The 22226-nt window shown below is 68.6% G+C and carries 17 protein-coding genes; 9 read left to right on the forward strand and 8 right to left on the reverse strand.

Features of this window, described 5'->3' with window-relative positions:
- The first annotated feature begins 303 nt into the window (after positions 1-303).
- Positions 304-1464, forward strand: a complete 1161-nt coding sequence (locus FQK05_RS24115; RefSeq protein WP_158971824.1) for a DUF2793 domain-containing protein — start codon at positions 304-306, stop codon at positions 1462-1464.
- Between the two features lie 221 nt (positions 1465-1685).
- Here the strand turns inward: FQK05_RS24115 and FQK05_RS24120 are convergent, their stop codons facing one another.
- Positions 1686-2699, reverse strand: coding sequence for a replication initiator protein A (locus FQK05_RS24120; RefSeq protein ID WP_158971826.1), 1014 nt, complete (start codon positions 2697-2699; stop codon positions 1686-1688).
- Positions 2700-3159: 460 nt separating this feature from the next.
- Between FQK05_RS24120 and FQK05_RS24125 the strand changes: the two genes are divergently transcribed.
- The 4 genes from FQK05_RS24125 (at position 3160) to glf (ending at position 8537) form a co-directional block, all read left to right on the forward strand.
- Positions 3160-4572: an AAA family ATPase gene (locus FQK05_RS24125; RefSeq protein ID WP_158971828.1), complete on the forward strand. Its 1413-nt coding sequence runs from the start codon at positions 3160-3162 to the stop codon at positions 4570-4572.
- A gap of 175 nt (positions 4573-4747) precedes the next feature.
- A complete protein-coding gene (locus FQK05_RS24130; RefSeq protein ID WP_158971830.1) occupies positions 4748-5821 on the forward strand; it encodes a ParB/RepB/Spo0J family partition protein in 1074 nt (357 codons plus the stop codon).
- A gap of 412 nt (positions 5822-6233) precedes the next feature.
- A complete protein-coding gene (locus tag FQK05_RS24135; protein WP_233270662.1) occupies positions 6234-7241 on the forward strand; it encodes a glycosyltransferase in 1008 nt (335 codons plus the stop codon).
- 138 nt (positions 7242-7379) lie between these two features.
- Positions 7380-8537: a UDP-galactopyranose mutase gene (glf, locus tag FQK05_RS24140; RefSeq protein WP_199252760.1), complete on the forward strand. Its 1158-nt coding sequence runs from the start codon at positions 7380-7382 to the stop codon at positions 8535-8537.
- A 372-nt stretch (positions 8538-8909) separates the two neighbouring features.
- Here the strand turns inward: glf and FQK05_RS24145 are convergent, their stop codons facing one another.
- From FQK05_RS24145 to FQK05_RS24160, 4 genes are all read right to left on the reverse strand, one after another.
- A complete protein-coding gene (locus FQK05_RS24145) occupies positions 8910-10016 on the reverse strand; it encodes a hypothetical protein (RefSeq protein WP_158971832.1) in 1107 nt (368 codons plus the stop codon).
- Complete coding sequence (locus tag FQK05_RS24150; protein ID WP_158971834.1) at positions 10013-11296, reverse strand: hypothetical protein; 1284 nt, start codon at positions 11294-11296, stop codon at positions 10013-10015. Before FQK05_RS24150 ends, FQK05_RS24145 begins: the two co-directional genes overlap by 4 nt.
- Before the next feature lie 301 nt (positions 11297-11597).
- Positions 11598-12251, reverse strand: a complete 654-nt coding sequence (locus FQK05_RS24155; protein WP_158971836.1) for an ABC transporter ATP-binding protein — start codon at positions 12249-12251, stop codon at positions 11598-11600.
- 292 nt (positions 12252-12543) lie between these two features.
- Positions 12544-14214: a sugar transporter gene (locus tag FQK05_RS24160; protein ID WP_158971838.1), complete on the reverse strand. Its 1671-nt coding sequence runs from the start codon at positions 14212-14214 to the stop codon at positions 12544-12546.
- A 336-nt stretch (positions 14215-14550) separates the two neighbouring features.
- Between FQK05_RS24160 and FQK05_RS24165 the strand changes: the two genes are divergently transcribed.
- The 3 genes from FQK05_RS24165 to FQK05_RS24175 all read left to right on the forward strand — a co-directional run bounded on the left by FQK05_RS24165 (position 14551) and on the right by FQK05_RS24175 (position 18191).
- Positions 14551-15351 carry an ABC transporter permease gene (locus tag FQK05_RS24165; protein WP_233270663.1) on the forward strand — a complete coding sequence of 267 codons (801 nt, stop codon included), beginning with the start codon at positions 14551-14553 and terminating at the stop codon, positions 15349-15351.
- Between the two features lie 223 nt (positions 15352-15574).
- Positions 15575-16120 carry a hypothetical protein gene (locus tag FQK05_RS24170; protein ID WP_158971842.1) on the forward strand — a complete coding sequence of 182 codons (546 nt, stop codon included), beginning with the start codon at positions 15575-15577 and terminating at the stop codon, positions 16118-16120.
- 277 nt (positions 16121-16397) lie between these two features.
- On the forward strand, positions 16398-18191 hold the full coding sequence (locus FQK05_RS24175; RefSeq protein ID WP_158971844.1) for a hypothetical protein: 1794 nt from the start codon (positions 16398-16400) through the stop codon (positions 18189-18191).
- A 316-nt stretch (positions 18192-18507) separates the two neighbouring features.
- On the opposite strand, the gene FQK05_RS24180 is transcribed toward FQK05_RS24175, so the two are convergent.
- Entirely contained in the window at positions 18508-19500 is a 993-nt protein-coding gene (locus tag FQK05_RS24180; RefSeq protein WP_158971847.1) for a glycosyltransferase family A protein, read from the reverse strand.
- A gap of 3 nt (positions 19501-19503) precedes the next feature.
- A complete protein-coding gene (locus tag FQK05_RS24185; protein ID WP_158971849.1) occupies positions 19504-20082 on the reverse strand; it encodes a hypothetical protein in 579 nt (192 codons plus the stop codon).
- Between the two features lie 423 nt (positions 20083-20505).
- Here FQK05_RS24185 and FQK05_RS24190 point away from each other — a divergent pair, with 423 nt between their 5' ends.
- Positions 20506-21207, forward strand: a complete 702-nt coding sequence (locus FQK05_RS24190; RefSeq protein WP_233270664.1) for an acyltransferase — start codon at positions 20506-20508, stop codon at positions 21205-21207.
- A gap of 50 nt (positions 21208-21257) precedes the next feature.
- Here the strand turns inward: FQK05_RS24190 and FQK05_RS24195 are convergent, their stop codons facing one another.
- On the reverse strand, positions 21258-22019 hold the full coding sequence (locus FQK05_RS24195; protein WP_158971853.1) for a sulfotransferase family protein: 762 nt from the start codon (positions 22017-22019) through the stop codon (positions 21258-21260).
- Positions 22020-22226: the final 207 nt, after the last annotated feature.

The following is a 22226-nucleotide window of genomic DNA, read 5'->3' on the forward strand; positions in this document are numbered from 1 at the left end:
CCCCCCGAGATATTTGAAGATCAAAGAAGAGGGGGCCGCGCGCCCGGCTTCTTCTTTTCACAAATACTCCCGCCGGAGGCGGTCCGGCGCAGGCCGCGTTCTCCGAGCCCTGCCAGCTTCAGCGTAGGGCGTGGTTCACCCCGCCGCCCCTGCCTCGATGATCCCGGCAAAAGCCTGCGGGATGCATGGTCCCCCGCACCGTCCCCGCCACGCCCTCCACCGGTTAACGCCCCGCACGCTGCCACAGGCCGGCCTTAACCCCTGGGCGCCCATTCTCGCGCGCGACGCCTTGAGGAGACATCCATGCCCGACCAGAGCTCGCCCCGCCTCGCCCTGCCCCTGCTGCAGGGATCCCAGGCACAGAAGCATGTCACCGTGAACGAGGCGCTGAGCCGGCTCGACCTCGTGGTGCAGATGCAGCTTCAGGCGGTGGACGCGACCGTGCCACCGGGCAGCCCGGCCGAAGGCGAGGCCCACGGGGTCGGCATCGGCGCCACCGGCGCCTGGGCCGGGCAGGACAGCAAGGTCGCGGCCTGGCTGGCCGGCGGCTGGGAATTCCTGGTGCCCGCGGCCGGCTGGCTGGCCTGGGATGTCGCGGATGCGGCGGTGAAGGTCTGGGACGGCACCGCCTGGACCCTGATCGAGGCCGATGCCGACAACCTCTCGGGCATCGGCATCGGCACCACCTCTGATGCCACCAACCGCCTGGCGGTCAGCGCGCCAGCGACGCTTCTGTCCCATGCCGGCGACGACCACCGGGTGAAGGTGAACAAGGCAGCGGCGGGCGACACGGCGGCGCTGCTCTTCCAGTCGGGTTGGACCGGCCATGCCGAGATCGGGCTGGCAGGCAACACGGACCTGTCGGTCAAGGTCTCGGCAGACGGATCGACCTGGACCTCGGCCTTGGTGGTCGACGCGACCGACGGCACCGTGACCGGCGCGGGCGTCCAGGGATCCGCCACCGACACGACCGCGGGGCGGCTGATGGCCACCGGCGCCTTCGGGCTGGGCGAAACCGGGGCGCCGCCGCTCCTGGACGATTTCGACGCCACCGGCACGGCCTCGGGCTTCTACCGGATGACCGCCGCGACCGCGAACCGGCCCACCGGGCCCAGTACCGGCGCGGTGGCGGTGCTGCGCCAGGGCTCGGGCGGCTTCGTGCAGATGGTGGCCTTTTCCGACGGGACCGGCGCCACGCGGCACCATGACGGGACCAGCTTCACCGGCTGGTCGATCTCCTATGGTTCCGCCAACCTTCTGGGCACGGTCAGCCAGTCGGGCGGCACGCCCACCGGCGGCGTGATCGAGCGCGGCAGCAATGCCAATGGCCAGTACGTGCGCTTTGCCGACGGCACCCAGATCTGCACCAATGCCAATGCCGCGATCACCACGGCGCCCGCGGCGTTCTCCGGCACGATCACCAAGATCGACGGCGACAAGCTGTGGATCGGGACCTGGTTCTGAGCGGCGTGGTTCACACGGCCGATGCCGAGGGGGGCTCTGCCCCCCACGCGCCTTTCGGCGCTCCCCCCGAGGTATTTGAGGACCAAAGAAGTAGAGGCGCCAGGAATACAGGGTGGGCCCGGCTTCTTCTTTTCACAAATACTCCCGCCGGAGGCATCCGACGCCCACCCCATCCACACGGCCAGGCTCTGTGCCCGTAAGGTGCGTGGTCCCCACGCACCTTACCCCGCGCGCTTCCGCACCCAGCCCAGGAAGGCCGCATCCGGATTCCTGAGGCGCGGCTGGCCGGTGCGGACCCAGACCCCGCGCCATTCGGCTTCCAGCGCATGGACGTCCTGGCCCGGCAGCAGCGCGCGGGCGGCGTCGTGGGTCTCGGGCTTCAGGACCGGCGGGGGCACTTCCACCACCGGGTGGCGCAGGCTGAAGCGGATCAGGTCGCCCTCCAGCTCCTCCATCGCGTAATCCGGCAGGTGGCCTTCCGCGATCATGTCGCGCACCATCTTGCGGAACACCCGGCGGGGCGAGGCGGAGCCGGACTTCTTCAGGAGCGTCTCGACCGAGACCGTCCAGGCCGGCTGCCGGCCGCAGTGTTTGCGGGCCAGTTCGTAGATCCGGCGTTCCAGCGGTTTCCGGAGCCGGAAGTAATCGCGGCTGAGGGTCAGCACCGATTTCGCCAGCACCGCGCGGTAGAGCCATTCCGACAGCGTCACCGCGACCGAGATCATGCGGCCGCCGCGGCTCTTCCTGACGATCTCCCAGCTTTCGATCAGGCCGAAGCCCGCAGTCGTCTCAATCTCGCCCGTCACGATGTTCGTGGTGATCCGCGTGCCCGCCAGCCGCTCGAAGGCCTCGCGGAGGCGCCGGTAGGCATCGCCTGAGGTCTCGCGGTTCGTCGCGATCAGCAGGTCGTGGGCCTTGAGGTAAAGCGTCCGGCTGACCTGTCGCCCGGCATTGATCCCGGCCATCAGCTGGCTGATGCAAAAGATCAGGATGTCCTTGTCGTGGATCGTGGCCAACCCCTTCACGGACGGCGTCACCGTGATTTCCGTCCCGTTGTGCGCGTAGCTCAGGATCCGCCGGTCGGGGCGGGTGGCGAGCGAGAACAGCGGATGTTCCATCGACGCCATGTCGTCCTTGGGCAGCGCATCGAAGACGTCGCACAGGAAGAAATCCCCCTGGCGGTGCCGGTCGGGCAGAAGGCTGGACGCCCCCGCGGGGGACGGACGGAGAGCCATGGGATCGCCTGCTTTCGCTGCCTGTTGGACGGCCCCTTCTGGGGCCCGTTCTTATCGTGGTTTCAATGACGGCCAACCTACACGCGTCCATGACACCCGTCCATCTTTCGGCGCCGATCCATCGGGGGTTCAGAGTCACCTGGACGTGGGATCAGAGTCGTTTCATCGGGGTTTCGGAATCGCGTGCCCGGTCCCGAAGCCGCTTTTCGGCAAGCACTGCGGGAGGTTGGCAGAACACCCCCGGAGCCGTAACACTTAAATAACATGACTCTAACTCTCTCGCAGATCGCGCAAGCGCCAGGCTTCAGGCCCCGCCCCAGGCCGCAACCACCCGAATCGGCTGAGAAAAACAGTCAAAACCGCACCACGTGAACTCGATTCTTCCCATGTGCCGCCTTTTGCGGTACGATGGCGAAAACGCGGTACATGCCGCCCTTTCCCGAGGATAGTCGAGCATCCCATGGCCAAGGACCTGACCCAGGCCGGCACCCCCCTGCCGCCCTATTTCCGCATCGATCCGGACGCCGCCCTGGCCGAACTGGATGCTCCCACCGACACCGGCGGTTTCGCCGCGATCGCCGCTGCCTGCGCTCAAGGTCGGGACGACCTGGTCAGCCGCGGCAAGGACGACAGCGGCACGCGCACCCTGCGCATGTTCTCCACCTGGGAAATCACCCGCTACCTGATCCCCGTGGCCCAGGCCCATTTCCGCCGCGTCCTGCGCGCCAATCCAGACCTGCCTCAGGGCCGGTCGGAGACGGAGGGCGGCGCCAAGTGGTTCACGCTCGACGAGGTGCTCCGCCTGCGGGCCCATTTCGCCGCCGAAGGATCCCGCGCGAAGGAATACAGACCCTACCGGCCGGACGGCCTGCCGGCGAAGCTGGTGGCGGTCGCGAACTTCAAGGGCGGCGTCGGCAAGACCTCGACCGCGGCGCATCTGGCGATGTCGGCGGCGCTGGACGGCTACCGCGTGCTGGTGGTGGACCTGGACAGCCAGGGCTCCATGACCTCGATCTTCGGGGGCAAGGTGGACGACGAATGGGGCACGGCCTTCCCCCTGCTCGCCCGCCACTACGGCGAGCACCTGAGGGCCGAGAACCAGCGCCGGCTCGACCGGGGCGACCCGCCCCAGCCGCTGGACGAGGCGCTGACCGCGGCCATGACCATGACGGCGGCCGACGTGATCCGGCCGACCCACTGGCCGAACATCGACCTGATCGGGGCGCAGCTGAACCTCTACTGGGCGGAATTCCAGATCCCGGTCTGGCGGATGCAGGCGCGGGGGTGGAAGCTGTGGGACGCGCTCTCGGACCGGCTGGCGGCCGACGGGGTGCTGGACCGCTATGACGTGGTCTTCATCGATACGCCCCCGGCGCTGGGATACCTGACGATCAACGGGCTGGCGGCGGCGGACATCCTGCTGGTGCCCTTCGGCGCGTCCTTCCTGGAATTCGACTCGACGGGGCGGTTCTTCGACATGCTGCATTCCACCTTCGCCTCGATCGAGGACGGCGAAAACATGGCCGCCCGCGCCCTGGGCCGGCCGGAGACGGCCTTCGAATGGGACGCCGTGCGTGCGGTCATCACCCGCTATGACGGCGCCCAGCAGGGCGAGATGTCGGCGCTGATCCAGTCCTACCTGGGGCGGACGCTCTCGCCCCACCGGCAGGACTTCACGGCGCTGATCGGGCAGGCGGGCGAGCAGGTGTCGGGCATCTACGAAGCCGATTACCGCGACTTCAACCGCGAGACCTATGCCCGCGGCCGCGAGACCTTCGACCAGACCTATGCGGCCTTCAAGCGGCTGCTGCTGGGGATCTGGCGGAAGGAAGAACTGGCCCTGGCGGCCGAGAGCAGCGAACGGGCGGGTTAGGCGATGGCAAGGATGATGCGGCAAGGGTTGGGCGTGACGGTGCGTGGGGACCACGCACCCTACGGCAAGGTTCCCACCACGGTGATCGAACTCCGACGGTCGGTAGGGTGCGTGGTCCCCACGCACCGTTCGACCCCGGGGTCCGGAACCCGGTTTCAAACGAAGGAGCAGGCCCATGGCTAAACGCAGACGACTGGCCCCCGCGGGCCCCTTCGCCGCCGCACCGGAGACGCCCGAGGTCCCCTCCCCTGCCCCATCTCAGGTCCCGCCCTCTCCGCGCCCCCTGGGTCCGGCCCCCATCGCCCAGGTCGCGGGCGAGGCCGCGGCCACCGCTGCTCTGGCGGAACTTTCCGCCGAGATGACCCGCGCCCGGGCGCAAGGTCGGCTGATCGAGACCCTTCCGCTGGAGGCCATCGACCCCGGCCACCTGGTCCGCGACCGCCTGGCCCTGGACGAGGACGAGATGCAGGCGCTGATGGCGTCGCTGAAGGCCCGCGGCCAGCAGACGCCGATAGAGGTCATCGCGCTGCCCGACCCGCGTCCGCCGCTGACCCACGGCCTGATCTCCGGCTGGCGGCGCCTGGCGGCGCTGAAGCGGCTTCTGGCGGAAACCGGGGATCCGCGTTTCGCCACCGTCGCGGCCCGGGTGATCCCCGCTGGCGACGCGGCCGAGTCCTATGTGGCAATGGTCGAAGAGAACGAGATCCGGGTGAACCTGTCGCATTACGAACGCGCCCGGATCGCCTGGTCGGCCCACCGCGAAGGCGTCTATCCGACGGTGCGCGCGGCGCTGCAGGGCCTCTTCGGCGCCGTCTCCCGCTCGCGCCGGTCCAAGATCGGCACCTTCGTGCCACTGGTCGAGGCGCTGGATGGCACGCTCCGCTTCCCCGCCGCGATCCCCGAGAAACTGGGCCTGTCCCTCGGCCGTGCGCTGGAGGCGGCGGACGAGCTGGGCCAGACTCTCCGTGCGAAACTGGAAACGGCGGACGCACCAAATGCCGAGACCGAGCTGGTGGTCCTGCAGGAAGCGCTGGCAGGCATCGAGGCGCCCGCCTCCCTTCCCCCCGTGGCGCCTCCCCGCACCCCGGCCGCAAAGTCCCCGGCCCCCGACCTGACCCGCTACGACATCGCGGCGGGCCTGGTGATGCGGCACTGGACGGGCCCGGCCGGCGACCGGATCGAAATTGCCGGCCGCCAGGTCGACGCGCGCTTCCTGGCGGATCTCAAGGCCTGGCTGGAACGGCGGTGACGAGGCAAACCCCGCCCTACCCCGGTTTCCGGCGTTGGGCCCGGCCGCACCGTCGGACCGCCTCCGGCGGGAGTATTTGTGAAAAGAAGAAGCCCGGGACGCGCCCCCGCTTCTTCGGTCTTCAAATATCTCGGGGGGAGCCCGAAGGGCGTGGGGGGCAGAGCCCCCCGTCCACGGTGCCTTCATGCGAAACATACATTCAATAAAGTGATTGTTTCGCGCGCGAAACAAATTCATGTAACCCATTGATTTTACGTAATCCGGGCGACTGAAATGGGGGCTCTGCCCCCGCCCTCCCCTGTGGGGAGAACTCCCCCGGGGATATTTGAAGACCAAAGAAGCGGGGGACGCGGTTTGACTTTCGGGCGGGGGTCTGCGCAATGGCGGGCAAGATGAAGTGCCGGGAACTGCCGTGAACGCCCTGTCCGAAAACCTGTCTTCCGATCCTGCCGCGGCCGGGCCCAAACCGTTCCTGGCGGCCGTTGTGGTGACCTTCGACCGGCTGGACAAGCTGAAGGTGACCGTGGCCCGGCTGCTGGCCGAAAAGCCGCAGGATCTGGCGGCGCTGGTGGTGGTCGACAATGCCTCGACCGACGGGACGGGCGCCTGGCTAGCGGGGCTGTCAGATCCTCGGCTGGACGTCGTGACGCTGCCGGACAACCGCGGCGGCGCCGGGGGCTTTGCCGCCGGGATCGCGCGGGCGGCAGAGGCGGTCGACCCCGACTGGATCGTGGTCATGGACGACGATGCCCGCCCCCTGCCCGGCGCGCTGGCGGCATTCCGGACCGCGCCGCGGGCCGTGACCGAGGCCTGTGCCGCGGCGGTCTATTTCCCCGACGGGCGGATCTGCGAGATGAACCGCCCGTCGCAGAACCCGTTCTGGTCGCTGAAGCGTTTCGTGGCGACACTGCGCAAGGGCCGCGACGGGTTCCACATCCCGCGGTCGGATTTCGACACCGGGCGGCGCCGGCCGCTCGACATGACGTCCTTCGTGGGCTTCTTTCTGAGCCGCGAGATGGTGGCGAAGGCCGGCCTGCCGGAGGCGGGGCTGTTCCTTTATGGCGACGACGTGATCTACACGCTGGGCCTGCGGCGGATGGGCTTCACCATCGCCTTCGACCCGACCGTGCGGTTCGAGCATGACTGTTCGACCTACGAAAACGACGACGTGCGCGTGGTCCGGCCCCTGTGGAAGGCCTATTACATCTACCGCAACAGCCTGATCATGTACCACGATGCCTCGGGTGTCCTGTTTTGGCCGCTTCTGGTGCTGGTGGCACTGAAATGGCACCTGTCGGCGCGGCGCTATGGCGAGGATCGGTCGGTCTATCTGCGGCTGATGCGGCGGGGGCTGGTCGATGGCGTGCGGCGGCGGACGGGGATGTCCCTGGCCGAGGTGAAGGCGCTCGCGGACGGTTAGGCGCGGACGGTTAGGGCGGTGCGTGGGGACCACGCCCCCTGCGGCGCTGACCCCCGTTCCAAACGGGCCATTGCGATGCCGGTGCGATTTGCCTTTAAGGGGCCCCGGGAAACCGGGGAACCACCGAAAGGAATTTTCATGACGAAGGGTCATCTGCTGATGGTGGGGGCGGGCCTGTCCGGCGCCGTGATCGGTCGGCACCTGGCGGAAGAGGGCTATCGCATCACCGTCGTCGATGCGCGCGACCACATCGCCGGCAACTGCCACACGGTGCGCGATGCGGATACCGGCGTCATGGTCCATGTCTACGGGCCGCACATCTTCCACACCGACGACGCCGAGGTCTGGGACTACGTCAACCGGTTCGAGACGTTTCTCCCTTACAAGAACCGGGTGAAGACGACGAGCGGGGGGGCGGTCTATTCGCTTCCCGTCAACCTTCACACGATCAACCAGTTCTTCGGGCGTACCATGCGCCCCGACGAGGCCCGTGCCTTCATCACGGAAGAACAGGCCGACACCTCGATCGAGGATCCCCAGACCTTCGAGGAGCAGGCGATGCGCTTCGTGGGCAAGGATCTGTATGAGGCGTTCTTCAAGGGCTACACGACCAAGCAGTGGGGCTGCCATCCGTCGGAACTGCCGGCGAGCATCCTCAAGCGCCTGCCGGTTCGCTTCAACTACGACGACAACTATTTCTTCCACCGGTTCCAGGGCATGCCGGAGAACGGCTACACCGCTATGGTCGAACGGATCCTCGATCACCCGGGGATCGAAGTGAAACTGTCCACCACCTTCAGCCGGGACCAGGCGGGCGATTACGATCACGTGTTCTATTCGGGGCCCCTGGACGGCTGGTTCGACTTTGAACTCGGGCGCCTAGGCTACCGTACCCTGGATTTCGAGCGCTTCACCTATGACGGCGACTACCAGGGCTGCGCGGTGATGAACTATGGCGAAGAGGCGGTGCCTTACACCCGCATCACCGAGCACAAGCATTTCGCGCCCTGGGAAAGCCATGACGGATCCGTCTGCTACCGCGAGTTCTCGCGCGCGGCGGAACCCGGCGACATCCCCTATTACCCGATCCGGCAGGTGGAGGAGAAAGCGATGCTGTCGGACTACGTGGCGCTGGCCGAAGCCACCTCGGGCGTCAGCTTCGTGGGGCGTCTGGGGACCTATCGCTATCTCGACATGGACGTGACCATCCGCGAGGCGCTGGACGCCGCGCGGGGCTTCCTGGCAAAGGTCGGGGCAGGGGAGAAGGTCCCGGCCTTCTTCACCGCGCCGCTGTAAGGGCGAACCGGGGACGGGGGGCTCTGCCCCCCACGCGCCTTCGGCGCTCCCCCCGAGGTATTTGAAGACCAAAGAAGCCGGGCGCGCGTCCCCGGCTTCTTCTTTTCAAAAATACTCCCGCCGGAGGCGGCCGGACGGTGAGGCCGGGATCCAGGCCGGAAACCGGGGAAGGGCGGGGGTTACCCCGCTGCCACCGCGCGCGCGGCCGGAACGCCACCATTGCGCGGATCCGCAGGGGCGGCGCATTCGAAAGGCCCGGCCGGGATCCCGCCATGGTGGGCGGGGCTGGTGGCAAAGCGTTTCGCCCGGGGAAGGCGAAGCGGCCGCGATCATCTTCGGCGGCGATGCCTGCGCTGCTGCCGGGCGCGGGGCCTAGACGGCGTTGTCTTCGTTGTTTTCTTCGTCCGGGCCGCCGGTCGGCACGATCGGCTTGTTGCGGTGCTCCGGCGGGCGGGCGGCCCGGGTGAAGTAGCGCGGGTCGGCTTCCATGATCCGGGTCAGGAAATCGGCGATGGCGTGCAGCCTGCGGACCTCGTCGGCCGAGAAATGATCGCTCGCCAGGACCGATTGCGGTTCTGCGATGGCCTTGCCGGCGGCCGCCGCCAGCGCATCCGACATCGGCGTGCCCTCGAAGAAGGCCGCGTCCAGCGCCGCGGCATCGTCGGCATAGGTCTCGGCCACACGTTCCGCCAGATGGCGGTGCAGCGCCAGCTTGGTACGGGTCGTCGCCTCGAGCCCGGCCAGCATCGGCGCGATGTTCCATCCCAGCGCCTGCTGTGCGGGGTTGATCCCGGGATTGTTCGACGCGATCCGTTCCTGGATCTCGCGCATCATGGCAAGGTCTTCCAGCGACAGCGAGGAATTGGTGGCATCGCTCCTTGTGATCCGGAAGTCCTCGGACCGGAACAGGTAGTGGAAGAAATCCTCGACCACGTCGCCCTTGTAGAGCTGGTCGCGCACCATCGGGTGCAGTGTGAAGCGGTCGCCGAAGACCTGGCGCCACTTCTCGAACCGGGGGGTGTAATACAGCATCCCCTGCGCCTTCAGCCGCCGGTGCATGTCCTCCATCTGGCCGCTGAAATTGCCCTTCTTCACCCGTTCCGAGAAGGTCGAGACCAGCCGGTCCGCATGGGGCCGGACATAGGCGATCAGCCGGGCCGTCTTCGCCAGTCGGGGCATGTACTGTTTTAGTGCGGCATCGAGCGCCTCGGGGGCGACGAATTCGAAATGCTCGGCCGAGATCACGCCCTGCTGCGCCTCGGAGGCATGGAAGGCGCGGCGCACCCCGGTCCAGCGGGGCTTGGCAAAGCGCTTTTCGCGTTCGACGGTCAGCGTCTTGGCCAGCGGGATGTGGTTGACCTTGGCAGTATAGGCGATCGACCGCCCGGGAGCTTCCCAGCCGTTCTCGGCCAGGGTCAGCTGCAGCGAGGTCGTCCCGGTCTTGCAGTCGCCCAGGTGGAAAACCAGTTCCTCGATCATGCCTTGCCGCTCCGTTCGATGGGGGGACCGGCCGTCACCGGCTCGTGATGGCCGGCCTCGGCCTGGCGTGCCGGGCCCTGGGGCCGCACGGCCCGCACCGGATCGGGCACCGTGGCGGAAAGATCGAGGTTCGACAGGAATTCCGCCACGGCGGCTCCGTGTTCGCCCTGGGGCGGATGATCTTCCAGCCCGGCCCGCAGCGCCGCCAGCGCCTGGGCCGCGACGTCCTCCTCGGGCAGGGACCGGGCCTTGCGCGCGGTCTGGAGGTCGGGGAAGAAGCCGGGGCGCCCGACCAGCCCGCCCAGCCAGGCGTCGATCGGTTCGAACCGGTCGACCAGCCGGTCGCGGAGGCCGGCACCGAACAGTTCCACCTCGCGCGAGGGGGGAAGGCCCAGGGCGTCGGCCCGGTCGGCCAGGTAGCCCCGCAGCGCCGGCGCCGCCTCGTCCTGCAGAAGGACATTGCCCCGCCGGGCGATGTCGATCAGCCCGCGGTGCAGGCTTTCGTTGGTGCGGTCGGGGGCGGTGAGGCCGGCGGGCAGGGGCGCGCCGGTGATCCGTTCCAGTTCGGCACGGAAATCCTCGACCGAGCCGCCGGAGGCCAGCACCTCGTCATAGGTCTTCAGGCGCAGGTCGGCATGGGCGAAGGTCTGCGTCCAGGGTTCGACCATGCCGCGGTAATCGAAGTGGATATTGCCGAAATACCGTTCCGCCGCCCCGCCGGACAGCGACAGCATCCGGTCGCCGAAGCGCAGCCGCTGGCCGTGCCAGGAGGCCAGGTATTCGTCGATCCGGCGCAGGGTGGCCAGGACGGTCACCTCCGCCTCGGGGAAGAGCCGCGCGATGCGGCCGATCAGGTCGGTGCCCGAGACCTCGGCGGCATGGCCGAAATTGGCGAAGACCTCGGAACACAGGATCACGGCGCGGGGCTTCAGGTATTCCGCCTGCATCCGGATGGCGCGGAACATCTGCCCCGATCCGGGCAGGCCGGGATGGAAGGCGGGCACCTTGCCGGGCTTGCCGGCGGCATCGGCCAGCATGCGGAAGGCCAGGGCATTGTGCGCCTCGCGCAGGTTGATGGGCAGCGCGCCGCTGTCGCCCTCGCCGCCGATGGCCGGCGTCTCGCCGTGCAGCGCGCGCGCCAGCAGCAGCGCCTGCCCCTGGGCGTCGACGGCGGGGTAGAGGATGCCGGCCCGCAGAAGGGCGATCGCGTTCCGCGACAGGAAATCCTGCAGCGCGGTGGAGCCGACCTTGTGATGTCCGATGAAGAGTATGAGCTGCATGTTGCTCCTGCACTGCCCGGTTCGTGCCTGCCGCCTTGCCGCCTGCCGGTCCGCCGGTGGCTGCCCCTCCACCGGTCCGCGCGGCGGGTTGCACGGTTTTCCCGTCCTGTGCGAAATCGGCTGAAATTGCAATGCCCGGGCCCCCGCAGGGGCGCTGGAGCGCGGTCCGGCGTGGCTTTGCCACCGCCGTCCCCGATGGAATGGCTGCACCGTCCGGCACAGCATGGTGGACGCGTAGGGCGGGGTCACCCCGCCGCTTCCGAACCCACACCCGCACCCGGCCTGCGGTCTGTTCCGGGCGTCAGGCCAGCATTTCCTCGTGCCGCGCAATGGCCTCTTCCAGGTCCTCGTAATAGGTGACCTTGCCGCCTTCCAGAAGCAGGCCGGAATCGCAGAATTCGCGGATCTGGTTCATCGAGTGGTTCACCACGATGGCGCCCGAATTGGCCATGCGCTCGCGGAAGATGGCGCGGCTCTTGCGGCGGAAGGCGGCATCGCCGACCGAGGTCACCTCGTCCACCAGATAGGTGTCGAAGCGGATTCCCATCGAGGCGCCGAAGGTCAGCCGCGACCGCATGCCGGACGAATAGTTGCCGACCGGCATGTGGAAAAAGCTGCCCAGCTCGGCGAAATCCTCGACGAAGGCCAGCAGCGCGTCGGTGTCGACGCCGTAGATGCGGGCGATGAAGCGGACGTTCTGGGCGCCGGTCAGGTCGCGGTGGAAGGACCCGCCGAAGCCCACCGGCCAAGAGATCGTGCCGTCGGTGAGGATCCGCCCGCTGTCGGGCCGGATGGTGCCGGCGATCATCTGCAGCAGCGTCGACTTGCCGGCCCCGTTCCGCCCCAGAAGCGCCAGCGACTTGCCGTCGGGCAGGGTCAGGTTCAGGTTGTCGATGACCAGCTTGCGCTCGCCCCGGACCCAGAAGCCCTTGGTCAGGTTCTCGAAGCGGATCATGGGTGCCGTCCCCGGGAATGGTGCGTAGGGACCACGCACCCTACGGCCAGAACTCCGGCCGCGCGCCCGGGCGTACCGTCGGGCCGCCTCCGGCGGGAGTATTTTTGAAAAGAAGAAGCCGGGCGCGCGCCCTTTTCTTGCTCGACGTGCGCGCTGTCTCCGGGAATCCGAGACTGCGGCCCCCCCTTCTTTGGTCTCCAAATACCTCGGGGGAGTCCGCCCGCAGGGCGGGCGGGGGCAGAGCCCCCGACGGCAACGGCGCAGCGAACCCGGCGGTCAGCCATGTCCGGCCCTAGCCCCGGTCGCGGATCGAATAGAAGATCATCGCCCCGATCGCCCAGACCAGCAGCAGGAACAGTGCCGCCAGCCCGGTGATCTGCCAGCGTCGGGGATATTCCGCCGTCTGCGGCAGGGACGGCGGGATGTAGGTTGCGAGATACCGGCTTTGCCGCGCCGCGTCGGCGCGGGCGGCGTCGAGATTGGCCAGCGCCGCGCGATAGGTTTCTTCCGCGAATTCGCGGTCGACGGTCAGGCTTTCGTATTCCGCGATCAGCGTCGGATAGTCCTCGCCGATGGCGCCGGTGTCGGTGATGTCGGTGGCAAAGCTCTGCCGTTCCGCCGCGATCCGTTCGCGGATCACGTCGATGAGGCTCAGCGCCTGTTTCACGCGGGGGTCGCCGTCGGGGACCGCGCCGCGCAGCAGGTCGTATTCCACCAGCGCATCCGCCAGCTTCTGTTGCAGGTTGTTCATTACCCCCATGCGGCCCTGCAGGTCGGCGGCCGGATCGACGATGCGGGTGCGGGTGCGGAACTGGGTCAGCGCCTCGCGCGCGTCCTTGAGGCGGGCCACGGCCTCGTCCAGTTCGGCGCGGGCATAGCGGGTCGCGTCCTCGCGCGCCTGGGCGCTGAGCGCGTTGATCATGTCCTGGCTTTCGGACACGATTTCCCGGCCGATGGCCCGGGCGGTGTCGGGGTCGAAGGCCTTGACCTCGACCTCGATCAGGCCGGTCGACCCGTCATAGGACACGCCCACGATCCGGCCCCAGTACCAGACCAGGTCCTCGATGCTGGCATCGGGCCAGAGCCCGAAGGCCCAGTCGCCGTCGAAGCGGGAAAACCAGCTCTGGCCGGCGGGGGGCAGGGTCCAGGGCGTCCAGGTCCAGTCCGCGGGCCAGTTCTTCGAGTAATGGGCGCGCAGGTCGATCCGGTCGTTGATGGTCTGCACCATCTCCTGGCTCTGGATGAACTCGTAGAGGATGTCGCCGTCCTTGGCGGCCGTGCTGCCCGAGATGCTGAGGATCGGGCTGAGCAGATCGGCCGAACTGCTGCCTTCCTCCTGCCGGACGGTGAAGCCGGTGACCGAGGAATACTGGTCCTCGGCCAGGGTCCACATGTAGGCGGCGACGCCGGCGAAGGGCAGAAGCACCATCAGCACGAAGGACAGGACCAGCCCCCAGTGGCGGCGGCGCATGCCGGCACGATGGGCCACGGGATGGACCTCGACCACCGTGGTCTCGGCCGCCCCGCGGGCCAGCTTGCCCATCTTCTTCTTCGGTTTCCTGGGCCCGGTGCCGGAGGAGGTCCGGTCCGCGTCTTCCGGCGTGCCGGAAGACGTCTGGGCGGATGTCGCGGACGGGCCGGGGATCGGTTCGGCCCGGGGGGCGGTGCCCCATGAGGCGTCAGGCGAGTCGTCCGGTCCGGTTTCCGGGACGGCCCGGAGCGCGGCCGGGCCGTTGCGCAGCGCCAGCCGTTCGGCCCGGCGTTCGGCCTTGCGATCGGCGATGCGGCCCGCCTTGCCGGCCGCATCGCCGGCATTCGGGCCCTTGCGGGGGCCCTGTCCTGCATTTGGCCCTCCCCCCCCGCCGGCGCGCGGGCCGCGGCGTGCGGCGGGCGTGCCGGCGCTGTCGCCGTCGGAGGATTCGGGGCGGGCGGAGGGGGCAGAAGGCTTGGCGGGGTCGGTCATGGCTGGCGTCGGGTATCGCGTATCGTCGCGGAGGGCCGCGGGTCATGAGGAAGGCCGGGCCCGGATCCTGGTGGCGGTGCCCCCGGAGATCCCATGGAACGATCCGCTGGAAATCCGTTTGCGCCTTCTACCCGTTCGGCGGCATAAAGGCCAGCATTCCCGGGGGGATCCGGCGGACCGGTGTCTGTCCCGTCCCGGTCCCGTGTCCTGCCCGTGTCTTGCTCGTGCCCTGCCCGACCCCGTCCTGGAACCTGTGCCTTTCGGATGACCGTCTCTTCCCGTCCCGCCCCGACATCGCCGAGCGCGCCCGCGCCGATTCCGCCCGCGCAGGACCCCGTGCGCAGGGTGGCAGGAGGGACGTCGGGGGGCGGCGGCCATGGCACCGCGGTGCGGGCGATCGTGGCGCTGATGCTGCGCGAGATGTCGACGCGGTACGGACGGACGCCGGGGGGCTATCTCTGGGCCGTGCTGGAACCCCTGGCCGCCATCCTGGTGCTGAGCCTGGGTTTCAGCCTGCTCCTGCGCTCGCCGCCGCTGGGGACCAGCTTCATCCTGTTCTATGCAACGGGGTACACGCCCTTCAACCTCTACCAGTCTCTGTCGAATTCGGTCGCGCGATCGCTGAACTTCTCGCGCGCGCTGTTGCGCTATCCGGCGGTGACCTGGGTCGATTCGGTGCTGGCGCGGTTCCTGCTGAACACGCTGACCGGGATCCTGGTGTCGTTCCTGCTGCTGGGGGGCATCCTGGCCACGCTGGACACGCGGGTGGTGATCGACCCGGTGCCTGTGATCGAGGCGATGGGCCTGTCGATGCTGCTGGGGCTGGGCGTGGGGGTGCTGAACTGCGCGCTGATGGGCCTGTTCCCGATCTGGGAGGTCGCCTGGTCGGTGATCACCCGGCCGCTGTTCATCGCCTCCGGCATTCTGTTCCTCTATGACAGCCTGCCCGCGGGGGCGCAGGCGATCCTGTGGTACAACCCCCTGATGCATATCGTCGGGCTGATGCATTCCGGGTTCTACCCGATCTACACCCCGAGCTATGTCAGCTTTGCCTATGTCATCTTCTGCGCGCTTGCGACGCTGTCGACAGGGGTGCTGCTGATGGGGCGCTATCACCGGGACATCCTGAACCAGTAGGGCGGAGTTTACCCCGCCGCCTGATTGGCCGTGACGGTCCGGCGGGGCAACACCCGCCCTACGGGAGATCGGCGCGGCCGGCGTCGACGGGGGGCTCTGCCCCCCGCGCCCGTTCCGGGCTCCCCCCGAGATATTTGAAGACCAAAGAAGTGAGGGGCCTTCCGGTTTGCCGAGGGGGGGGGGTATCGTCGAGGTCGGAAAACAGGGACTGGGAGGGAAGCCCATGGAAGATGTGGTCAGGTCGGGAGAGAGGCTGCAGAGGCGGTCCGCGGGGATCCTGCTGGCGGCCGGTGTCGTGCTTGCGGGGCTGGCGGGCTGCGATACCGGGACGGGGCGGACGATGGTCGGTCCGGTCGAGGCGGCGATGCTGTTCTCGACGGTCTGTGTTGATCCCTGGCCCGATGCCGCCGCCGCGCGGGCCGCGCTCGACACGTTGCCGGTCGGGGCCGGAGACGATGCCGGCATCCGGAACCACCGCGCGCTGAAGGCCGCTTTCGCGGTGACGGATCCGGACACCGGCAAGGCGTCCTGCAGCATGGTTTTCGTCAGTCCGACGCCTCCCGACGCCGGGGCCGCGGGCCTGGCCACGACGTTTGCCGCGGCGGTGAAGCCGTTGGTCCAGGGCGGGCAGCCCAAGGTCATGGTCGGGCCCGGCGGCGTCGTGGTCACCGCGTCCCTGAAGCGGGGTAGCCATTTCGTGCTGCGCTCTGCCGGACCGGCGGCCGGCGGCGGCTTCACCTACAGTGCTCGGACCGGCGACTGGCCCTGAAAGATCGAGCCTGACGGATCGGGCCCGGGAATCTCGTCGTAGGGTGCGTGGTTCCCACGCACCGCACCCCGGAGCAGGACACGAGCGAACCGCGGAAAACCTGGGCAGTTTGCTTCACCGTTTCGGGATTTCCGGATTTCGAAAACATCCCATCGGGGAACGCCGGGGCGGCGCGGCCTCATCCCGCGGGGAAGCCCCTTCGCCTTGCTTGACACGCCCCCGGGGGCCTGACAGGTCAGGCGCCATTCGTTTTTCAGCCATTTCACGGAGCGCCCGGATGCAAACCCTGCAGAGGTTCCTTCTTCCCGATCCTGCGATCTGTACCGAGGAGGCGCTCTACTACCATGCCAAGGGGCCCTGTGGCTGGGACACGGGCAGCGCCACCCTGACCATGGGCCCCGGCGCGAGCATCGGCTTCGGCAGCTATTTCAATCTCTTCGCCCTGGGCAAGTGGGCCTCGGCCTGCACGCTGGACGGGCTGGTCCTGGAGGTCGAGGGCGAGGGCCTGGTGCAGCTGCGCGTGTCCCGCGCGATTCCGGACCGCTCGTGGGCGATCCTGACCTCCCAGGTGGTCACGCTGGTCCCGGGCACGGTCCATGGCATCGATCTCGGCGCGCTGCTCGACGGGGACGAGGACGGCGAGGCGCCGCGGGGGGTGCTGTGTCTCGACATCACCAACCTGGGCGATTCCGCGCGCTTCACCGGCGGCCGCTTCGCCACCCGGGCGGAACCGGAAAGCTGGCCGGCGCTGACCGTGTCGATCACCACCTTCAAGCGCGAGGTGCAGGTCCGCGATACCGTGGCCCGGCTGGAGGACTTCCTGGCCGGCTACGACCACGGTGACCGGATCGCGGTGCAGGTGGTCGACAATGGCCAGAGCGCGGGGATCGAGCCTTCGGCCCATGTCCGGCCGATGCCGAACCGCAACCTGGGCGGCGCCGGCGGCTTTGCCCGGGGCCTCTTGGAAGCGCAGGCGTCGGGCGCCACGCATTGCCTGTTCATGGACGACGACGCGTCCTTCCACATGGAAAACATCGCGCGCGCCTACATCTTCCTGGCGCTGGCCAAGGATTCGAAGACCGCACTGGCGGGCGCCATGATCAACAACACCCACAAATGGGCGATGTGGGAAAACGGCGCCTGGTTCGACGGGTCCTGCCACCCGATGTACTGCGGCACCGACCTGCGCGATTTCGGCCAGGTCGTGAAGATGGAATTCGACAGCATCGCCAACCGGCCGGACACGCTCTATGGCGGCTGGTGGTTCTTCGCCTACCGCATCGATCAGGTGGTGCATCACCCGTTCCCGTTCTTCGTGCGCGGCGACGACATCAGCTTTTCGCTGATGAACCCGTTCCAGGTGGTGACGCTGAACGGCGTGGTCAGCTTCCAGGACGACTTCACGGAAAAGGAAAGCGCCCAGACGCTGTACCTGGACCTGCGCAACCACCTGGTCCAGCACCTGGTGACGCCGGGGCTGGAACGGTCGGCCCTGGGCACGTCGAAAGTGGCGCTGCGCTTCATCCTGCGGTCGTGCCTCAGGCTTCATTACGAAAGCGCCGAGGCGCAGCTGATGGCCTGGCGCGACGTGATGGAGGGGCCGCAGTTCTTCGATGAAAACATCGACATGAGCAAGCGGCGCGGCGATATCAAGGCGCTGATGAAGGACGAGGTCTGGGGCCCGATGCAGCGGACCAAGGAGCGCCGCCGCCGGTCGGTCGGGCGGCGCAAGGTGATCGAGCGGCTGGGGCTGATCACGCTGAACGGTCATCTGGTGCCGTTCTGGAATACCTTCGGCGACCGGATCGAGGTGCCGATCGGCCAGCGCGGGCTGGTCTATTACTGCCTGGGCGCGGCCGAGGCGACCTTCGTCAACACCGACCGGACCCGGTCCTATACGCTGAAGCATTCGAAGCGGCGGTTCTTCGGGATCATGCGCCAGGCGCTGAAGCAGACGATGGACTTCCGCCGCGACCACGACGCGATCCGCGCCCGCTGGCGGCAAGGCTATGACGAGATGACCACGAAGGCCTACTGGGAAGAGACCCTGGCCAAGCCCGACGCGGCCTGAGCCGGTTGCGCCTTGCGATGCGGCGGGGTGAACCCCGCCCTGGGCGTTGCACCCGTGGCCGGTGTCGAGGGGGGCTCTGCCCCCCACGCGCCTTTGGCGCTCCCCCCGAGATATTTGAAGACCAAAGAAGTCAGGGGCGCGCGCCCGGCTTCTTCTTTTCAAAAATACTCCCGCCGGAGGCGGCCGGAGGACATGGCCGGGTGCCGCGCCCGAAACCGGGGTAGGGCGGGGTTTACCCCGCCGTCACGCCATGGCGGGGTAAGCGGCGGCTACTCAAGCAGACCTTCTCGCAGGCGCGTTACGCGGCAGGAACACATCAGTTCAATGGGGCGTGGCCGCCGCTTACATGGCGGGCGATCAGGCGCCGGATCCCGGCCCAGAGTGCGGGTTCCGCGGCCTCGAGCGCGGCCCGGCGCTCCGCCGGCAGATACGTGGACAGGAAGGCGGCCGTGGCGCGGGACAGGTCGGGGCGCAGCTTTGGCTCCAGCATCGTGTCGATCCACAGGATCAGTCCGGCCGTGAAGGTCCAGAAGGCGGGCCCGTAGGGGCTGCCGGGGCGCTGCGCCAGTTCGGCCGCGATGCGGGCGAGGGGGCCGAAGGCCTCCAGCCGCTCCGGGCCACGGCGGTTGGTCAGGCGGTCTCCGGTTTCGGCCACGTAGTGGATCGCGCAGACCCGGTCCGAGACCAGGATCTGACGCGCGTTCAGGAAGCTCTGCCAATGCAGTTCCACGTCTTCGTGGACCAGGATCGGGGTGCAGTGGATGGCGTGGTCACGCAGGAAGGCGGTGCGGTAGATCTTGTTCCAGGGATAGTTCGCCGTCTGCGCCAGGAGCGCCCCCTGGTCCGGCGTCAGGGCCGTCAGCGCCCCCAGCGCCACCCCGGCCGCGTCCCAGAAGCGCTGGTCGAAGCGCATCTGCCCCCAGGCCAGCTCGCGCGCGCGGCGGCTGTCATGATGCTGGAACAGGCAGAAGTCGAAGGCGCAGCCGTCCAGATCGGCCAGGAGCCCCGGCAGGTCCGCTGTCGGCAGGTCGTCGGCATCGAGGTAAAGGAGCCAGTCTCCCGTCGCTGCCGCCAGTGCCGCGTTGCGCGCAGCACCCGGGCCCAGGGCGGTGTCGTGCCGGATCAGCTGCAGCGTCCCGGGGGGCAGCCCCGCGGCCGCAGTCAGTGCGGTTGCCTCCAGCGGTTCGGCCGAGCCGTCGTCGACCACCACGACCTGGGGCGCCACCGCCAGCCGCGCCAGCCGCGCCAGCAGGCGCGCCAGCGGTTCCGCATCGTCATGGGTCGGGATCGCGACGGTCAGGGATGCCATGGGTCAGGCCAGCACCACGTCCAGCGCGTGGACATGCCAGGACAGGCTTTGGGGGGGAAGGAACAGCACCAGCTCGCGCCAGGGGGCGGTGTCGGGTGCATCCCCGGGCAGGAGTGCCGGCAGCCAGAACGCGTCCGTGTGGGTCCGCGGCTCCGCCACGGCCAGCAGGTGGCGCGGGAAGAACAGGTCGGTGAAGCCGCCCTCCTGCAGGCCTGACCGCAGGCAGGGCCGGACCATGATCTCTGTCCCCGCGGCCGACCGGCACATCAGCGCCAGGAAACGTGCCCCGGACAGGGCCCCCAGCTCGGGCAGGTCCAGCGCCACGTGCAGCGCGGCCCAGCTGCCGGTCCCGCCGGTTTCCAGCGACAGTTCCACGATCCGGTCGGCCGGGCTGCTCCAGTGCCCCGCGGGGGCCAGTCCCGGGTCGGCATGGAAGGACAGGCCGGGAGCCAGGTGCGTCTTCGCTCCCAGCGGGCCGTGATCCCGCGCCGCGCGCAGCCCTGCCAGCCCGGGCGCCACCGAGCGCGGGCCGCTGGGGGCCGAGATGGAGCCGGAACGGGGCGGGGCGGAGAGGTCGGTCATGGTGCTCCCTTAGCCTTCCGTGGCGGGCCGCGTCCAGTGGCGGGGAGGAGGGGATGGCGGGGTGAAGCCCGCGCTACGCGTTGTCCCTGCCATGACTGTCGAGGGGGGCCTGCCCCCCACGCGCCTCCGGCGCTCCCCCGAGATATTTGAAGACCAAAGAAGTGGGGGGCGCGGAAGCAAGGTCGCGCCTGCCTTCTTCTTTTCACAAATACTCCCGCCGGAGGCGGCTGGACGCCCGCAGCGTTTGCCACGACCTGCCAGCTTTCCCCTTTCCCGTAGGGCGGGGGTCACCCCGCCGACCCTTCTTCCAGGCCGCTGCCCCGGGGACTTGCAGGGTGGGAGAGCGGGTGCGACAAGGACCGCCAGAACGCGGCGGGACTTTTGCCCGCGACCGGAAGAGGATGGCACATGGGAGACGGCGGGATGCAGGTCAGGACCGGGTTGGAACGGATCCCGGTGGCCGATCTGCTCAAGGCGTCCCGGCGCGAGACGGTGACGAATTCCTGGCTGACCTGCGCGCCTTCCGTGCGGGACCGGATCCGCCTCAGCCTCCTGGGCAATCCGGACCTGCCCCGCGACGGCTACGAGATCGAGATCCTGTCGCCCGGTTTCGCCGGCGAGATCTGGCTGCAGATGGGCCCGGGGTCCGGGCGCCTGCGGGTTGCCGGATCGGGGCCGATGCGGCTGGACATCCGGATGTGGCGCGGGGCCACGATCGACATCGGGGTGGGGACCACCGTCAACGGCGCGCGGATCGTGGCCGACGATGCCGATGTCGTGGTGGGGGCCGACAATCTGTGGTCGGACGAGATCATCGTACAGTCGAACGACCAGCACGGCATCGTCGATGCCACCACCGGCGCGGTCCTGAACGGCGGCCGGCGCCGGATCGAGATCGGCGACCATGTCTGGATCGGCCGGCGGACGATGATCCTGCCGGATGTCACCATCGGGTCGGGAAGCATCCTGGCCGGCGGCGCGATCCTGAGCCGCGACATGGAGCCAAACTGCATCTACGGCGGCAACCCGGCCCGCCTGATCGCCGAGAACCGCAGCTGGAGCCGCCAGCCCACGGGCCCCAGCGCGGCCGAGGCGCGGTTCCTGGGGCTGACGCCCGAAGGCTGAGATCGATCGGGAGCGGTGCGTGGGGACCACGCACCCTACGGCCGGGAACCTCAGAGGTAGTCGGGGCCCCAGAAATCCGCTTGCTTGCCGGCATAAGCGAACAGAGCCTGCACGTCGGGCTTCAGCGCCTCGACGATGGCGGTGCGGGCCGGGGTCGACAGGTCGGCGACCTTGGCCACGTTCCGCGCGCCCTGCATCACGTTGTGGGGGGCGGAGTCAATCTGGGCCGCGCTCTCGGTCACGCCCAGGAAGGCGAAGACCCGGTTCAGGGCGGGCACGAAATCGCGCTTCAGATCCTCCAGGAAGACCGGTGCCACCTGGTCCGCGGGGAAGAGGTCCAGGTAGGCCTGCAGCTGGTGGTGATAACGGGTCCGGTCGACGAAGATCTGCCGTTCGGCCGGGTCTTCCATCGTCGCGTTCAGGTCCCGGTAGCGGTCGGGCTGGGTCCGGGACCAGTGGTTGAAATGCGACACGATCCGCGACAGCGGCTCGCGCATGACATAGAGGATCTTCATCTCCGGGTTATAGTCGCGGATCCGTTCCGCGACCTTCGGGAATTCGTCCCGGAAGGAATATTGCGGCGTCGCCTCGAAGCGGATCTTCACCTCCGGCCGGTCGGGCAGGGGCGGGAAATGCGCCTGGTACCAGTCGGGCCCCTTGCCGTAGCGCTGCGAGAAATACATCACTTCCTTCACCTCGGATCCCGCGATCTGGGGATGCGCGTCGAGATAGCGGTAGAGCGAGGTGGTCCCCGCCTTGCCGGCGCCGACGATGATGGCGTTGGGGATGGTCGCGGAAGAGGTCTGTGTCATCGGATCCTGGCCGTGAGGGGCGGAAGGGCCGGGCCTGCCTAGCATGGTGGCGGGGACGCTGCCAGAGCGGGCGGCGGAAGGGGGCGCTGCCCCCGCCGCGCCTGGCGGCGCGACTCCCCCGGAGTATTTGTGAAAAGGAGAAGCCGGGCGCGCGGCCCTTCACTCCCGTGCCCCTGACTTCTTTGATCTCCAAGTACCTCGGGGGGA

Origin of the sequence: Chachezhania sediminis (assembly GCF_009765275.1) — a bacterium.
GTDB classification, from domain to species: Bacteria; Pseudomonadota; Alphaproteobacteria; order Rhodobacterales; family Rhodobacteraceae; genus Chachezhania; species Chachezhania sediminis.

Bases quoted from the DNA above. Each gene is read 5' to 3' on its own strand.
- FQK05_RS24150 (WP_158971834.1), bottom strand. From the start codon at position 11,296: ATGCAGCTCATACTCTTCATCGGACATCACAAGGTCGGCTCCACCGCG.
- FQK05_RS24115 (WP_158971824.1), top strand. From the start codon at position 304: ATGCCCGACCAGAGCTCGCCCCGCCTCGCCCTGCCCCTGCTGCAGGGA.
- FQK05_RS24145 (WP_158971832.1), bottom strand. From the start codon at position 10,016: ATGATCGAGGAACTGGTTTTCCACCTGGGCGACTGCAAGACCGGGACG.
- FQK05_RS24185 (WP_158971849.1), bottom strand. From the start codon at position 20,082: ATGACCGACCTCTCCGCCCCGCCCCGTTCCGGCTCCATCTCGGCCCCC.
- FQK05_RS24180 (WP_158971847.1), bottom strand. From the start codon at position 19,500: ATGGCATCCCTGACCGTCGCGATCCCGACCCATGACGATGCGGAACCG.
- FQK05_RS24155 (WP_158971836.1), bottom strand. From the start codon at position 12,251: ATGATCCGCTTCGAGAACCTGACCAAGGGCTTCTGGGTCCGGGGCGAG.
- FQK05_RS24170 (WP_158971842.1), top strand. From the start codon at position 15,575: ATGGAAGATGTGGTCAGGTCGGGAGAGAGGCTGCAGAGGCGGTCCGCG.
- FQK05_RS24195 (WP_158971853.1), bottom strand. From the start codon at position 22,019: ATGACACAGACCTCTTCCGCGACCATCCCCAACGCCATCATCGTCGGC.
- FQK05_RS24120 (WP_158971826.1), bottom strand. From the start codon at position 2,699: ATGGCTCTCCGTCCGTCCCCCGCGGGGGCGTCCAGCCTTCTGCCCGAC.
- FQK05_RS24175 (WP_158971844.1), top strand. From the start codon at position 16,398: ATGCAAACCCTGCAGAGGTTCCTTCTTCCCGATCCTGCGATCTGTACC.
- FQK05_RS24125 (WP_158971828.1), top strand. From the start codon at position 3,160: ATGGCCAAGGACCTGACCCAGGCCGGCACCCCCCTGCCGCCCTATTTC.
- FQK05_RS24160 (WP_158971838.1), bottom strand. From the start codon at position 14,214: ATGACCGACCCCGCCAAGCCTTCTGCCCCCTCCGCCCGCCCCGAATCC.
- glf (WP_199252760.1), top strand. From the start codon at position 7,380: ATGACGAAGGGTCATCTGCTGATGGTGGGGGCGGGCCTGTCCGGCGCC.
- FQK05_RS24130 (WP_158971830.1), top strand. From the start codon at position 4,748: ATGGCTAAACGCAGACGACTGGCCCCCGCGGGCCCCTTCGCCGCCGCA.
- FQK05_RS24190 (WP_233270664.1), top strand. From the start codon at position 20,506: ATGCAGGTCAGGACCGGGTTGGAACGGATCCCGGTGGCCGATCTGCTC.